The 13843-nt window shown below is 40.0% G+C and carries 13 protein-coding genes; 4 read left to right on the forward strand and 9 right to left on the reverse strand.

Annotation, left to right across the window (positions count from 1 at the left end):
• Positions 1-230: 230 nt before the first annotated feature.
• The 4 genes from NLF99_RS17410 to NLF99_RS17425 form a co-directional block, all read right to left on the reverse strand.
• The gene (locus NLF99_RS17410) at positions 231-1586 is read right to left on the reverse strand and encodes a nucleoside permease (RefSeq protein ID WP_093098893.1); all 1356 of its coding nucleotides are present in this window, start codon (positions 1584-1586) and stop codon (positions 231-233) included.
• 32 nt (positions 1587-1618) lie between these two features.
• Entirely contained in the window at positions 1619-2272 is a 654-nt protein-coding gene (locus NLF99_RS17415; RefSeq protein WP_093098894.1) for a bifunctional nuclease family protein, read from the reverse strand.
• Between the two features lie 104 nt (positions 2273-2376).
• A complete protein-coding gene (locus tag NLF99_RS17420) occupies positions 2377-3351 on the reverse strand; it encodes an electron transfer flavoprotein subunit alpha/FixB family protein (protein WP_185218221.1) in 975 nt (324 codons plus the stop codon).
• A gap of 26 nt (positions 3352-3377) precedes the next feature.
• Positions 3378-4109: an electron transfer flavoprotein subunit beta/FixA family protein gene (locus NLF99_RS17425; RefSeq protein ID WP_185218220.1), complete on the reverse strand. Its 732-nt coding sequence runs from the start codon at positions 4107-4109 to the stop codon at positions 3378-3380.
• 291 nt (positions 4110-4400) lie between these two features.
• On the opposite strand from NLF99_RS17425, the gene NLF99_RS17430 reads away from it, so the two are divergent.
• From NLF99_RS17430 to NLF99_RS17440, 3 genes are all read left to right on the forward strand, one after another.
• Positions 4401-4733, forward strand: coding sequence for a tetratricopeptide repeat protein (locus NLF99_RS17430; protein WP_185210498.1), 333 nt, complete (start codon positions 4401-4403; stop codon positions 4731-4733).
• A 67-nt stretch (positions 4734-4800) separates the two neighbouring features.
• Positions 4801-5217, forward strand: a complete 417-nt coding sequence (locus tag NLF99_RS17435; protein WP_185218218.1) for a copper resistance protein NlpE — start codon at positions 4801-4803, stop codon at positions 5215-5217.
• A 136-nt stretch (positions 5218-5353) separates the two neighbouring features.
• A complete protein-coding gene (locus NLF99_RS17440) occupies positions 5354-5932 on the forward strand; it encodes a hypothetical protein (protein ID WP_254529795.1) in 579 nt (192 codons plus the stop codon).
• Between the two features lie 55 nt (positions 5933-5987).
• Here NLF99_RS17440 and NLF99_RS17445 read toward each other — a convergent pair whose 3' ends face one another.
• The 5 genes from NLF99_RS17445 to NLF99_RS17465 are packed head-to-tail and all read right to left on the reverse strand — an operon-like array spanning position 5988 to position 10759.
• Positions 5988-7121: a cysteine desulfurase family protein gene (locus tag NLF99_RS17445; protein WP_254529797.1), complete on the reverse strand. Its 1134-nt coding sequence runs from the start codon at positions 7119-7121 to the stop codon at positions 5988-5990.
• 41 nt (positions 7122-7162) lie between these two features.
• Positions 7163-8767, reverse strand: coding sequence for an apolipoprotein N-acyltransferase (lnt, locus tag NLF99_RS17450; RefSeq protein ID WP_254529799.1), 1605 nt, complete (start codon positions 8765-8767; stop codon positions 7163-7165).
• A 4-nt stretch (positions 8768-8771) separates the two neighbouring features.
• Positions 8772-9593: a PH domain-containing protein gene (locus tag NLF99_RS17455; RefSeq protein ID WP_254529801.1), complete on the reverse strand. Its 822-nt coding sequence runs from the start codon at positions 9591-9593 to the stop codon at positions 8772-8774.
• Positions 9594-9629: 36 nt separating this feature from the next.
• Positions 9630-10295, reverse strand: a complete 666-nt coding sequence (rsmI, locus tag NLF99_RS17460) for a 16S rRNA (cytidine(1402)-2'-O)-methyltransferase (RefSeq protein ID WP_185210491.1) — start codon at positions 10293-10295, stop codon at positions 9630-9632.
• A 20-nt stretch (positions 10296-10315) separates the two neighbouring features.
• Entirely contained in the window at positions 10316-10759 is a 444-nt protein-coding gene (locus NLF99_RS17465) for a thioesterase family protein (protein WP_185210490.1), read from the reverse strand.
• A gap of 266 nt (positions 10760-11025) precedes the next feature.
• Between NLF99_RS17465 and NLF99_RS17470 the strand changes: the two genes are divergently transcribed.
• Positions 11026-13836 (forward strand): TonB-dependent receptor, encoded by a 2811-nt coding sequence (locus NLF99_RS17470; RefSeq protein WP_254529803.1) that lies wholly within the window; start codon positions 11026-11028, stop codon positions 13834-13836.
• Positions 13837-13843 lie beyond the last annotated feature (7 nt).

A 13843-nucleotide genomic window follows, 5' to 3' on the forward strand; every position in this document is an offset into this window, starting at 1 on the left:
GCATATGCCGATTGTATTTCGCATAACAGCTCTTAACATCTTTTAACAGATGGATTAGATTATGATGACAAAAATGAGATGATCAGAGATTTTTATGACATTTGACCCGTATTGGCCTACTTTATACCTATGCTACCCTTCCCAAAATATGTATACAAACAGAAAAGCCTGACAGCATCTGTCAGGCCTTATATCATCAAGTCTAAATACTAAATACTTTATACTAAATACTACTTCACCTCATGTTTGTGTCTGAACAAAATGGCAAAGAGTATGGCTATTACCAAGGTATATAGGGCAAAGGCGATCCATATATGGTGCCAGTCCTTTAAGTGAATGACCTGATCAAAGATTCCATTGCTGACATTCACCCCTCTGGAGCTGATGAATTTTTGCAGGGAACCATTGTCGGCTGTGGTGTCCAAGAAAGAGGCTAAAGAAGCGCTGTCGTTGAACGAAAGGGTGTAGAACCTATCAATGATCCATCCGGACACCCAAGAGCCAAATACGGCTCCAAATCCGTTGGTCATCATCATGAACAATCCTTGTGCTGATGAACGGATCTTGTTATTGGTATTGGTCTCCACGAATAGGGAACCTGAAATATTGAAAAAGTCAAAGGCCATTCCATAGACTACACAGGACATAATGATCATCCATAGGCCAGTGGAAGGGTTTCCATAGGCGAATAGTCCAAAACGTAGCACCCAAGCCACCATGGCGATCAACATGACCTGTTTGATACCAAACCTTTTGAGGAAAAATGGAATGGCAAGGATAAACAAGGTTTCAGAGATCTGCGATATCGACATGATAATGGTGGAATACTTCACCACAAAGGAATCTACATATTTTGGATAGAACTTGAATTCATCCAAGAACACATCGCCATATGCATTGGTCAGTTGTAAGGCTGCACCCAAGAACATGGAGAAGATAAAGAACATGGCCATCTTAAAGTTTCCGAAGAGCTTGAAAGCCTCGAGTCCCATGATCTGGGAAAAGCTTGCATTTTCTTGTATATGTCTTTGCGGTGGACACTTAGGTAGGTAGATCAAGGAATAGAGCCCTAATAGGATGGAACCTCCGGCAGCAATATAGAATTGCCCCTCTGTTGCTTTACTTCCACTCAGGTTTGTCATCCACATGGCCGCGATAAAACCAACCGTTCCCCATACGCGGATGGGAGGGAAGGCCTTGATCAGGTCGTAATTGCCTTGGTTGAGTGCTGTATAGGCAATGGAGTTGGACAGGGCTAAAGTAGGCATGTAGCAGCACATACTGAGCAACATGACCGTAAAGAATGATCCAGGGTCCTGCACTTGGGCAAGATAGATCAGACAGGCTGCGTAAAGCAAGTGTAAGGCTACATAAAGTTTTTCGGCATTGACCCAGCGGTCGGCAATGATACCCATCAGAGTAGGCATAAATAAAGATGCAATGCCCATGGTTGAGAAAATGGCTCCGAATTCGGTACCACCCCAGTTTTTAGTCCCAAACCAATAGTTTGCTATAGTAATCAACCATGCTCCCCAGACGAAGAATTGCAGGAAGTTCATGATCGTTAACCTCAGTTTAATAGACATCGTATTTTGCTATTAGTTATTGTAGGTAGAAATTAAGATTTTCGTTTTTCTATTTCGTCCCTGATTTTGGCAGCCGTCTCATACTGTTCGTTTTCGATAGCTTTTTCCAGGGTTTTTTCAAGTTGTTCCAGCGTTAGGGAAGCGTAAGGTGATGGTTTGTTTTTTGCTGGTTCTTTTTCAACGCTTTCCTGTTCTTTTTCTTTTTCCTCGGTTGGAGTGTCCGATTGTTTATAGTTTCCTACGTTTTCGATGTTTTCCAGAAAGGCAAAGTCATTTCCTTCGATCACGATTCCGGCTGTATTCATGATAAAATCATAGGTATAGATCGGACATTCGAAGCGTACAGCAAGTGCGACGGCATCCGAAGTACGGGCATCGATTTCAGAAGTCTGCTCTCCATCCGTACAGATCAATTTGGCAAAGAAGATCCCATCAACCAGGTTGTAGATCAGGACTTCTTCTAATTTTATCTTAAAGGTTTCCGCGAAAGATTTGAATAGATCATGGGTTAGGGGCCTGCTTGGGGTCATTTTTTCAATTTCAACGGCAATGGATTGCGCCTCAAAGCCGCCAATGATGACAGGTAGTCTTCGGTTACCTCCTACCTCTCCCAGAACCAGGGCATACGCTCCAGACTGGGTCTGGCTATAAGATAAGCCTACAATATCTAACTTGATTTTCTTCATCGATAACACGTTAACGTGATTACAAAGATGGGAATATTAACAGCAAAAAAAAAGTGACCTTGCGTTTTTTTAGGCAAGGCCACTCGTTCATTGTTTAGTTATTCCTAGTTGTTTTTTAAGTTTTTGATAGCTTCCGTCAGCTTTGGAACGATTTCGAAGGCGTCTCCTACGATTCCATAATCCGCCACTTTAAAGAACGGTGCTTCTGGGTCTTTGTTGATGACAACAATGTTTTTTGATGAGCTTACTCCCGCTAAATGCTGGATAGCTCCAGAAATACCGATAGCGATATAGAGATTCGGGCTGACCACAATACCTGTTTGTCCTACGTGTTCTGAATGGGGTCTCCAACCGGCATCGGAAACAGGTTTTGAACAGGCTGTTGCAGCACCAAGCACATTGGCTAATTCCTCGATCATTCCCCAGTTTTCTGGTCCTTTCATACCACGGCCTGCGGAAACCACGATTTCTGCTTCCGGAAGGGAGATTTTATCCGTTGCTCGGACAATCTCTTTGACCATAACATTAAAATCTTGGTCGTTCAGATCAGGTGTAAAGTCTACGATCTCTGCTGAGCCTCCTGTTTCTTTCAAATCGAAAGCATTTGGGTTGACGGCAATCACCTTGACCGCTGAGCTGATCACTTCGGTTGCAAAGGCTTTGTTGGAGAATGCAGTCTTTTTAACTTCCATTTGTTCTCCATTGAAGGTAGGAAGGTTGATCGCACCATCAGCAAAACCTGCATCTAGTTTAGCGGCAACCCTCGGCCCCAATCCTTTTCCACTAAATGAATTGGAAAGGACAACAACCTTCGCATTTTCCTGCTTTGCAGCAGATGCTATAATGGATGCGTATGCTTTGTTCACAAAGTTCTTCAACTTGTCTTGGTTGGCATCCAAAACTTTGGATACGCCGTATTTGCCCAATTTTTCTAATTCTGACCTGTCCACATTCCCAATGGAAAGGGCGGTTACAGTATCGCCTAATTGGTCAGCAATAGCTTTGGCATAAGAAGCGACCTCAAATGCCGACTTCTTTAATGTACCTTCTGTATTTTCTATATATACTAAAATTGCCATGATTATTTCTTAATGGGGTAAATGAATTAAATAACTTTTGCTTCGGAACGAAGTAACTGAACCAATTGGTCCACATCTTCTACCAGTTTCACAGCGCCCCTTGGAGCAGGTGATTCGAATTTCGCGATATTGGACAATTCATTTACTGCTATTGGTTCCACAACTTGAAGAGGTTTGGTCCTTGCTCCCATAATGCCGCGCATATTCGGGATCTTTGGTTCTGCAACTCCTTCAGCAGTACCGACCACCACCGGTAGTGAAACGGTCAATACTTCTTTACCGCCTTCAATTTCACGGTCAATAGTCGCATTGTTATCTTGGATATCTAATTTCTTTGCAATGGAAACCGAAGGTAGGTTCAATAGCTCGCCTAATAGGGCAGCAACTTGTGCGCCGTTATAGTCTATGGACTCACGACCCGTTAAGATCAGGTCAAAGTTTTGTTCTTTTGCGTAGTTGGCAATCTGATTGGCTACAAACCAAGCGTCTCTAGGTTGAGAATTTACGCGAACTGCATCATCCGCACCAATTGCCAATGCCTTTCTGATGGTAGGTTCTGTGCTAGCATCACCAACATTGATTACAGTGACCGTACCTTTGCCACCTTCCGCCAATTCAACTGCTCTAGATAATGCAATCTCATCATATGGATTAATGATATACTGAATACCATTGCTGTTAAAAACCGTATTATCGTTGCTGAATGTTATTTTTGAAGTGGTGTCAGGGACATTACTTATACATACTAATATTCTCATAATTCAAACGTTTTACACAAACCTACATTAATTAAGGAGCATTTCAAAGCTGTGTTTCCTCGATTTTCAGGAACTGTTAGATAATTGTTAATTATCAAAATAACATCAAAATTGTATAAAAAATATTATAAATTTAATTAACCATATATTTTTATTTTAATATATTAATACATCATTGGTTTTGATGCGATTATCTAATAGTCATTGATTTGTCATTTTGTATGCTAGCATAGTAATTCTATTCCGCGGGAGCAATGCTTTTGCATTTCTAAATATTGATTACTTTTGTTTATGGAAAGCAGATTAGCACAGTTACAGAATTTTTTAAGAGAAAGCCCAAACGATCCTTTTTTAAAGTATGCCCTGACCATGGAGTTTGTTAAGTTGGGAGATAAACAAAGTGCAAGAAATGGATTTGAAGACCTTGTACATTCCCACGCTGATTATGTAGGTACCTATTATCATTTTGGAAAGTTTTTGGAAGGCGAGGGGGAGAAGGACTCGGCACTTGAAATTTATGAAAAGGGAGTTCTGGTTGCTCAGCAAAAAAGAAATTTTCATGCGCTTAATGAACTGAAAAATGCCATGCTTATGGCTAATGGGCTGCTCGATGAAGACGATTAATGTTAAATTTTCTAAAAAATAGATTTGTGGTATCTTTTTTGCATTTTTTCTGGCAAGGAAGAAAATTATGCGAGTATTAACACTGTCATTAATCGGATTGATCATGCTGATCTTTGGATTTAGTTGTATTAACAACAAATCCAACGTCAATCAGCTTGTTGCTGCCGAAGATAATGCAGTGAAAGGTTTGGCAATCGTTGGTACCTATGAGGGTAAATTACCTTGTGCAGATTGTACTACAATTGCAACAGTACTTAGCTTAGATAAGAATAAAAATTACTCCATGCGGTATGAATATGTCGGCAAAAGTGCTGAGGTATTTGAAAGTACCGGAAAATGGAAGGTTGACCAGGATATTTTGAGTTTAGAGAATGTAGATTATAGCTTTAAGATATCTAAGGACCAACTCAATCAATTAGATCTCTCTGGCAAGGAAATAAAAGGCGATCTTGCCGAAAAATATGTCCTTCAAAAAATAAAATAAAAACCTGCAATAGCAGGTTTTTTTATGGAACTACTCCCCACACTTTTATTAATATTTATTTTGAGGAATACCTAATGCTAGGTATTTTTTTCGCTTAGTGGGTTGATTATCTTTGGATAACACTAATTATTAAAAGATGAAAACCAAATTATCTTTTATGATGATGCCCGTTTTGCTCTTGCTATTGGTATCCATAGGCAGTATTTTTCAGGTAGTAGTGAATGAAGAGGAGAATACAGTCGATCCATTGGAAATAACAGGGCAATGGACAGCCTATGAATATTATGACAATAATATCAACCCCAAAGGCCTATCATCTGAACTGGATTATTCTAAGGTCAATCAAATTGCTAAACTGATAAAATTCCAATCTAAAGCAACCCCTTGCCCCGAAAAAGTAAGTAAGGTGGAACAGAAAATGGAATTCTTTAAGATCAATTTTAAGCCTAATGGCAAAGCGGAAATTTTTGAGAAACAATACTATAAGGCTAATTCCTTTGATTCACATTGTCGTAACACTGTTTATGATGAATCATATAACCAAAGAATGCAGGTGAATTGGAGGATTGATCAACCGGAAGCCGCGCTCATCCTGAATGATTCCACAAAAAGGCATCTTACTGTTTTTAAAGTTCTATATTTTGGTAATAATGAACTGCATCTATCCTTGAAACAGGATGAAGATTATATCCTTGTCAAATTACATAAGGATTAGTCAAAAAAAAAGGCTGTTGCACTGCAACAGCCTTTTTAATATTATCGTACGAGACCTATTTATGGTTACAGATTTCTTTTACTGTTGCTACCACGAAGTCTATTTCTTCTTTTGTATTGTACTTGCTGAAAGAGAACCTCACAGATGGTCTGGTACCATCAGCTCCAATTCCCTGAAGGACGTGCGAGCCTATTTCGGAACCTGAACTACAAGCACTTCCGCCTGATGCAGAAACGCCCTTGATATCTAGGTTGAACAATAGCATGTCGCCCATGTTAGTGCATGGTAAGGATACGTTCAGTACAGTGTACAACGATTTATCTGAATCAACCTCGCCATTGAATCTTACATCTGGAACGGCTTTGATCAACTCAGCTTTCATATAATCCTTTAGGGACTGTATATAAGTTTGGTGTTCGTTCATTTCAGCATAAGCGATTTCCAATGCTTTTGCCAATCCCACGATTCCATAAACGTTTTCTGTGCCCCCGCGCATGTTTCTCTCTTGAGCACCTCCGTAGATAAGCGGTTTGATCTTATTGCGGGCATTGATATATAAGAATCCAACACCTTTAGGTCCATGGAATTTATGAGCTGCACCTGTAATAAAGTCGATTTTTAGGTCTGCTAAGTCATGTGCATAATGTCCCATCGTCTGAACGGTGTCTGAATGGAAGATGGCATCAAATTGCTCACATAGCTCACTAACCTTTTTAAGGTCAGTTAAGTTGCCTAATTCATTATTGGCATGCATCAAGGAAACAAAGGTCTTTGGGTTTTTAGACAAAAGCTCCTCTAGTTGACCAAGATCAACATTTCCTTTTTCATCAACGCCTAAAAGATCTAAATGAATTTTTCCAGCTTTTTCCAGTTCTTCCAACGTGTGTAGTACAGCATGGTGCTCAATTGGTGAACTGATTGCGTGGGTAATATTATAAGCTTCAATAGCACGAACGATAGCCATGTTGTCTGCTTCAGTTCCTCCGGAGGTAAAGAATATCTCGGAAGGTGATGCATTCAATAATTTAGCGACTGTTCTTCTTGCTTTTTCAACAATGGTCTTCATTTCTCGGCCATGTGCATGGATGGACGATGGATTTCCAAAATTCTCGTTCAACATCTGAACCATTACCTCGATAACTTCTTTATCTAAGGCAGTGGTGGCGGCATTATCAAAATAAACTTGCATGGCGGCAAATATAATTATTCAATAGGATAATTCTGTTATATTTATTTTTTTCTGACAATCATTAAGCCTATTGATATTAAGCCTGTTACGAATGATAAATAGACTATTAAATCACTATATTTTGTATAGAAAGTAAGGTCTTCATTCAAATTGATTTCCTGAGACAGCGCAGTCGGCACCCACCAAGAACTTTTTTGGACAATATCCCCACGTTGGTTAATAAAGCCAGAAATACCTGTATTGGCTGATCGAACTACCCATCTGCGGTTCTCAATGGCCCTAAGTTTAGCGTATTGAAGGTGTTGGTCCTTTCCTGAAGTATCTCCCCACCATCCATCATTGGTGATGACGGCAATAAATTGGGCTCCTTTTTTAATATATTCAGCTACATAATTCCCCCAAATGGATTCATAACAGATTACAGGTGCAGCGCCGATCCCACTGGCAGAATAAAAGACAGAGGGTTCTTCTTGGCTACCATACCCACCCGTAGTACCACCAAAATGCTTGAACAGTGGGGTTAAGAATGACAAGGTTTTTCCAAAAGGAGTTTTCTCCGCCCCCGGTACCAATTTAGATTTATGGTAAAATTGCAGCTTACTAGAACCATCCACCAATACTGCAGCATTGAAGCTGTCATAAAAAACATTACCGATCGGTCTTGCGGTCAAGGTCTTCTGATCTTCATAGATCTGGTAACTTTCTATCCCTGAAAGCACATTTCCATTGTGATAAGGCTCCAAGAATTCAAGGATCTTATTGTACTGGTCATATTCCCGAAACTCCTCCTCATTGATTCCATTAGATCCTGATATTGCGGTTTCAGGCCAAATAAAAAACTCGGTATTTAGTTTTGCTACCTTTTGCGAAAGATCGGTTAGGGTTTTTAATTGCTCCTCTGGGGTAATTGACCCAAATTTACCGTAAGGATCAATATTTGGTTGGACAGTTACAATTTCCGAAGGGTTGACATGTTCTTCGTAAGTGCTGTAGACAATTAAAGATCCAATAGCAGGAACGAGAATCCAGCCAGCCAATGAACCTAATAGCAGTTTCTGGCTATAGACCTCTACCTTTTCCTTCCTTTGCCAATACCACAGGAATACAATGATATTAGCTATCCAAATCCACAAAGTTCCACCATATACACCAGTAATGCTATACCATTGAACCAGTTGATGGAAATTGGCAAATCCATTCCCTAATGTCATCCAAGGAAACGCAAGTTCCCAAGTCTGGTGCAGGTATTCATATGCCATCCAAAAGGATACAAGCCCCATAAAGCTCAGCATGATGTTGTTCCTTTTGCGCATCTGGTAGTAAAGATTAAATGCCAGAGCCATTAAGAGAGGCGCCAGGGTAAATGGAATCAAAGAAACCATAAACGATGGAAATACATCTAATACAGCATTCATGGCATTAAATACCCAATAAATGGATGCGGTATTCCAGATGACACCTGTCAGAAACGCTAGACCAAATATCTTACGGCCTTTCTTTTTATAGTCCCCGCGGATCACGTTTTCAACAGCGACCAATAGGGGTACAAAAGCAATAAAAAGTAGAAAGCTAGAATATGGGATAGGGGGCCAAGCCAGCCACAGTAATATAGCACTTAGACTGGCTAGTAGGTAATTGTTTTTCATGCTATTATAATTGGCTTAAAACTTCGGCCTTCTTTGTTTCATATTCGGCTTGGGTAATAAGCTGCTTGTCATACAAGCTCTTTAATTTCTTTAATTTTAAAGTGATTTCATCATCCTCTTCAGCTTTATGCACTTCCGGACTAGGCGTAGGTGACGCTGGGGCTGGCGAGTTGAAAGAAGTTGGCTGTTGATAGCTTTGAGGTTCTTGTTTTGGAGCCTGAGCTTGTTGGTTTTGTTGGGCAAACATAGAATTCAAGCTAGGTCTTTCCTCAAACCTTGGAAGTTCAACAGGTTTTTCAGCTTCAACAGGTTTTGTAGCTTCAGCTGGTTTAACAGGTTCAACCTTCTCTTCCGGACTAACCACAGGATTACTGTAGGCTGGTTTATTGCCATAAACAGGAGTACTTTCTTTAGCTTCATTTTTCTGGTTCTGCAGATTAGCTAAAGCATCTTTTATCAGTTGGTACAACTTCCTGGCCTGTATCTTTGGGATATAATCAATCGTTAAGTTCTCGCCGGTAAAAGGGATAACAGTAACCTTGGAGCCAAAGATCTCCTCTTTAAATGCAATATCCTTAATATCCTTCCAAGGGAAGATCTCGAAGTTGGTAGCAAGACCCAATTTTGTGAACTCACACAGAAAGATTCTCCTGTTAGAAAGGGTAATGCTATCCGGCAATAAGTTCACGGCCGGTTTCTTTTGCAGGGCTATATAATTAATGGATTCTCCAGGGGTCAACATATCCAAAATCTTTCCATGGATCTTTTCTACCACTTTTGGATCCTGTCCATCCTGAACAAATTTGTCGATTTGATAATTTTCCATTGATTTGATATTTACGTCAAAAATTCTTTTTTATTATTACTCATGTCCCGCGACACAGCACACAAATTCCCCTTTGATAGGATTGGATTCAAAATGCTGTTTAATCTCTTCCAATGTGCCTCTCACGGTCTCCTCATACATCTTACTGATTTCTCGGGATATTGAAGCTTGCCTTTCAGGTCCAAATATTTGAATGAATTCATCTATGGTTTTCAAGATCCGATGTGGAGATTCATAGAAGATCATCGTTCTTTTTTCTTCTGCCAATGATTTCAAGCGGGTCTGTCTACCTTTTTTTACAGGAAGGAAACCTTCAAAGCAAAAGCGGTCATTTGGCAGTCCAGAATTAACCAGGGCCGGAACAAAAGCCGTTGCACCAGGCAAACATTGCACATCCAAACCTTCCTTGATCGTTTCCCGAACCAATAAAAAGCCAGGATCAGAGATGGCTGGCGTCCCGGCATCCGAGATTAGCGCGATCTGGTTCCCTTCCTTTAACAATCGGATAATTTCTTGGACAGCTTTATGCTCATTATGTTGATGATGGGCAAAGACTTTTTTGTCAATCCCAAAATGCTTTAACAAAGGTGCACTGGTCCTTGTATCCTCAGCTAAAATAATATCAACCTGTTTCAGGACATTGATGGCCCGAAAGGTCATATCTTCCAAATTACCAATTGGTGTGGGAACAATATATAACATAATCCAAAGATAGCGATTAACTAAGAATCTATTTCAGTATAATCTTCGGACTTAGGTATTTTGCTGATAATTTCCATCCATTCTTCTGGGATGTTGGTCAATTTCCTTTCTCTAATGTTCATCCAGGCACCATCCACTAACACTACAGCCGCTTTCACACCATTTTCCTTAAAGATCTCATGCCTGAAGGAAAACCTGGAATTGAGCTTGTTGAATTTAGTGATCACAACGCTTACTTTTACCCGCTCATCCAAACCTATTTCCCGCAAATAATTCAACTCTTCACGAAACAAAATAGGTCCAATCTTTCGCTTATTGAATTCCTCTAGCGACAGCCCCATCTTGTTCAGCATATTACTCCTTGCCTGGGCGCAAAAATCCGCATATGCAGAATGTCGTAAATGCACATTTGCATCAATCTGCGACCATAAAACCTGTCCTTCGTAAAATATATTTTCTTCCATCGACCTTAATCTTTAGTGTTTTTCTAAAAATATGAAAAATAAATAATCGGCTTTCCATGAAATACGAAGCTTAACAATCTGATGAGAATTCAATGTTAACTTTTTGCGAACTGCATTTCTTGCATTTAGGCTATTTTGCTGATAAAAAGAAATAAATACTCATTATAGGAAAATCGACAGGTTGGTATGTTAACAAATTAATAACATCCAGTTAATAATCTAGTAAATCCCTATAAATATTTTTGGGCCATTAAATTATTAACTTTATGAGATTATTCCTATTATTCCTATTCAATTTCATTTGTTGTATTTCCTTTGCTCAAAGGACCACCCCTTTGGCTACAACGACCATCCTAAAAGGTAAGGTCATGGACAACAATGATCATTTTTCTTTACCAGGTGCAACTTTAAGAATTGCAGAAGGCAATAAATTCACGGTTTCCGATGCAAACGGAAATTTTGAATTCCTAAACCTTCCTGCTGGAACTTATACCGTATCGGTTGACTATTTAGGTTACCAACATTTTGAACAAAAGATCCAGACTACCGATATGGCTGTTGAAATCTTTTTGGAGCCAGCTAGCAAAACAATTGATGAGATCCAAGTCATTGGAGATATTGCAAAAGGTCAAGCAAAAGCCTTGAACCAGCAAAAAAATAACAGCAACATCACGAATATTATTTCTTCTGACCAAGTGGGCCGTTTTCCGGATCAGAATATCGGAGATGCCTTGAAAAGGGTTCCGGGTATTACGATGCAAAATGACCAAGGTGAGGCAAGAAATATTATTGTCCGTGGTCTTTCCCCAGAATTGAACTCTGTGACCTTGAATGGTGACCGTATTCCTTCAGCAGAAGGTGATAACCGTAATGTTCAGATGGACTTGATTCCTTCCGACATGATTTCATCGATCGAAGTCAACAAAACATTGACCCCTGATATGGATGCTGATGCGATCGGTGGTAGTGTGAACCTGATCACTCGTGCCGTTCCGAATAAGCAACGTATTTCTGCTACCCTAAGTGGTGGATATTCCCCAGTTCGTGAAAAAGCAATCTACAATGGATCTTTGATCTATGGTAACCGATTCCTGGATAACAAGATGGGCTTGGTATTGAGTGGAACGATGCAGACCAATGATTTTGGTTCAAACAACATTGAAGCCGAATGGGATCAAAAAGATGGAAATGTATTCCTAAAAGAAATGCAGATCCGTAAATATGATGTGGTCCGTGTCCGTAGAAGTGTATCAGCTGCCTGGGACTACAACTTTAATTCTAGAAACAGGATTGCCTTAAATGCCATGTACAACTGGCGTGATGACCGCGAAAACCGTTTTGCAACCAAGTTCTCAAAGCTAAAGTACGATAATGCAACCAAGTCTTACACAGGACTAATTGAACGTGAAACTAAAGGCGGTATTGATAATAGCAGAAACAAAGGCCGTCGTTTAGAGCGTCAGACTGTATTGAACTTTTCATTGCAAGGGGAGCACCTTATTTCACCTTTGTTGGATATGGACTGGGCTGCTTCTTATTCAAGAGCCTCTGAATGGAGACCTAACGAAAGGTATATCTCTTATGAAAAACCATCGGGACCTCTTTCTGTCGATATTTCTGATCCTTACCTGCCATTTATTGCGAATGCAAACGCAGATTTGGACAAATTTGAACTTAATGAAATCACAGAAAATGAAAACAACACCCATGAAGATGAATTCGGTGCCAAATTAAACTTCCGTATTCCTTTGTCGGTGATTGCAGATCAAAAAGGAAGGATCCGTTTTGGTGGACGTGTAAGGTTGAAAACCAAAGAAAGAGATAACAATTTCTTTGAATACAAGCCCGTTACAGGCTTTGAGACCTTAACTTCTGGAATGCCATTGGTGACATGGGACGCCAAAACTTGGGACCAAGGTGAGCGTTATGCTCCAGGGACCTTTGTAGACAAAAACTATTTAGGAGGTTTAAACCTAAGCGATAAATCTAAATTTGAAGAAGAGGCAAACCCAAAAGAGTTCCTTTCCCAAAACTATAAAGCAAAAGAGCAGATCTTTGCAGGTTATGTACGTTGGGATCAAAATATTACGGAAAGAACAGCCTTGATCTTGGGAGCTCGTTTGGAGCATACTCGCATTGACTATACCGGTAATAATGTCGTTGATGAAGAAGAATTAAAAGGTCAGATCCGTAATGAAAACAGTTATACCAACATTCTTCCAGGTATTACCTTAAAGCATAATTTCTCGGACAACTTTATCCTTCGTGCTGCTGTGACAACCAGTTTGGCAAGACCAAACTACTACGCCTTGGCGCCATATGTTAACTCCAACATAGATGATAAAGAATTGTTCGCAGGCAATCCAAACTTGAAAGCAACCTATTCGACCAACTACGACATCATGTTGGAACGCTATTTCCAAAATGTGGGTATTATTTCCGGAGGTGCATTTTATAAAAACCTAAAGAACTTTATCTACATGTACAATGATAGGAGTTTTACCAATGCTCGTTTCTCGGAAGTGTTCCCAAATCTAGCAAACCCTATCGCTGCAGGTGAAACATGGGACTTTGCACAGTTTAGAAACGGCGATAAGGTAGATGTTTATGGTTTTGAAGTTGCTTTCCAGAGACAGTTGGATTTCCTTCCTGGAAAATTCCTGCAAGGATTCGCCATCTATGCAAACTATACCTTTACCGAGTCAAAAGCTAAGGGTATCTCAGGTGAAGACGGTGTGTTGCGTGAAGGCCTAGGTCTGCCTAGAACTGCCCCGCACATGTTGAACGGATCCTTGTCTTGGGAAAACAATAAATTCTCAGCTCGTGTATCTGCAAACTATACGGCAGCTTACTTGGATGAAATCGGAGATGATGCATTTACCGATGCTTATTATGACAAACAGTTTTTCCTAGATGCAAATGCTGCATATAAAGTAACTAAGTCACTTCGCATTTTTGCTGAAGCCAACAACCTAACCAATCAACCTTTGCGTTACTACCAAGGTGATGTACAGCGCATGCGCCAATTAGAATATTACAAGCCGCGCTATACCCTTGGAATTAAATATGACTTATAAAAACCAA

The organism is Sphingobacterium sp. LZ11T8 (assembly GCF_024261425.1).
In the GTDB taxonomy this organism is placed as follows: Bacteria; Bacteroidota; Bacteroidia; order Sphingobacteriales; family Sphingobacteriaceae; genus Sphingobacterium.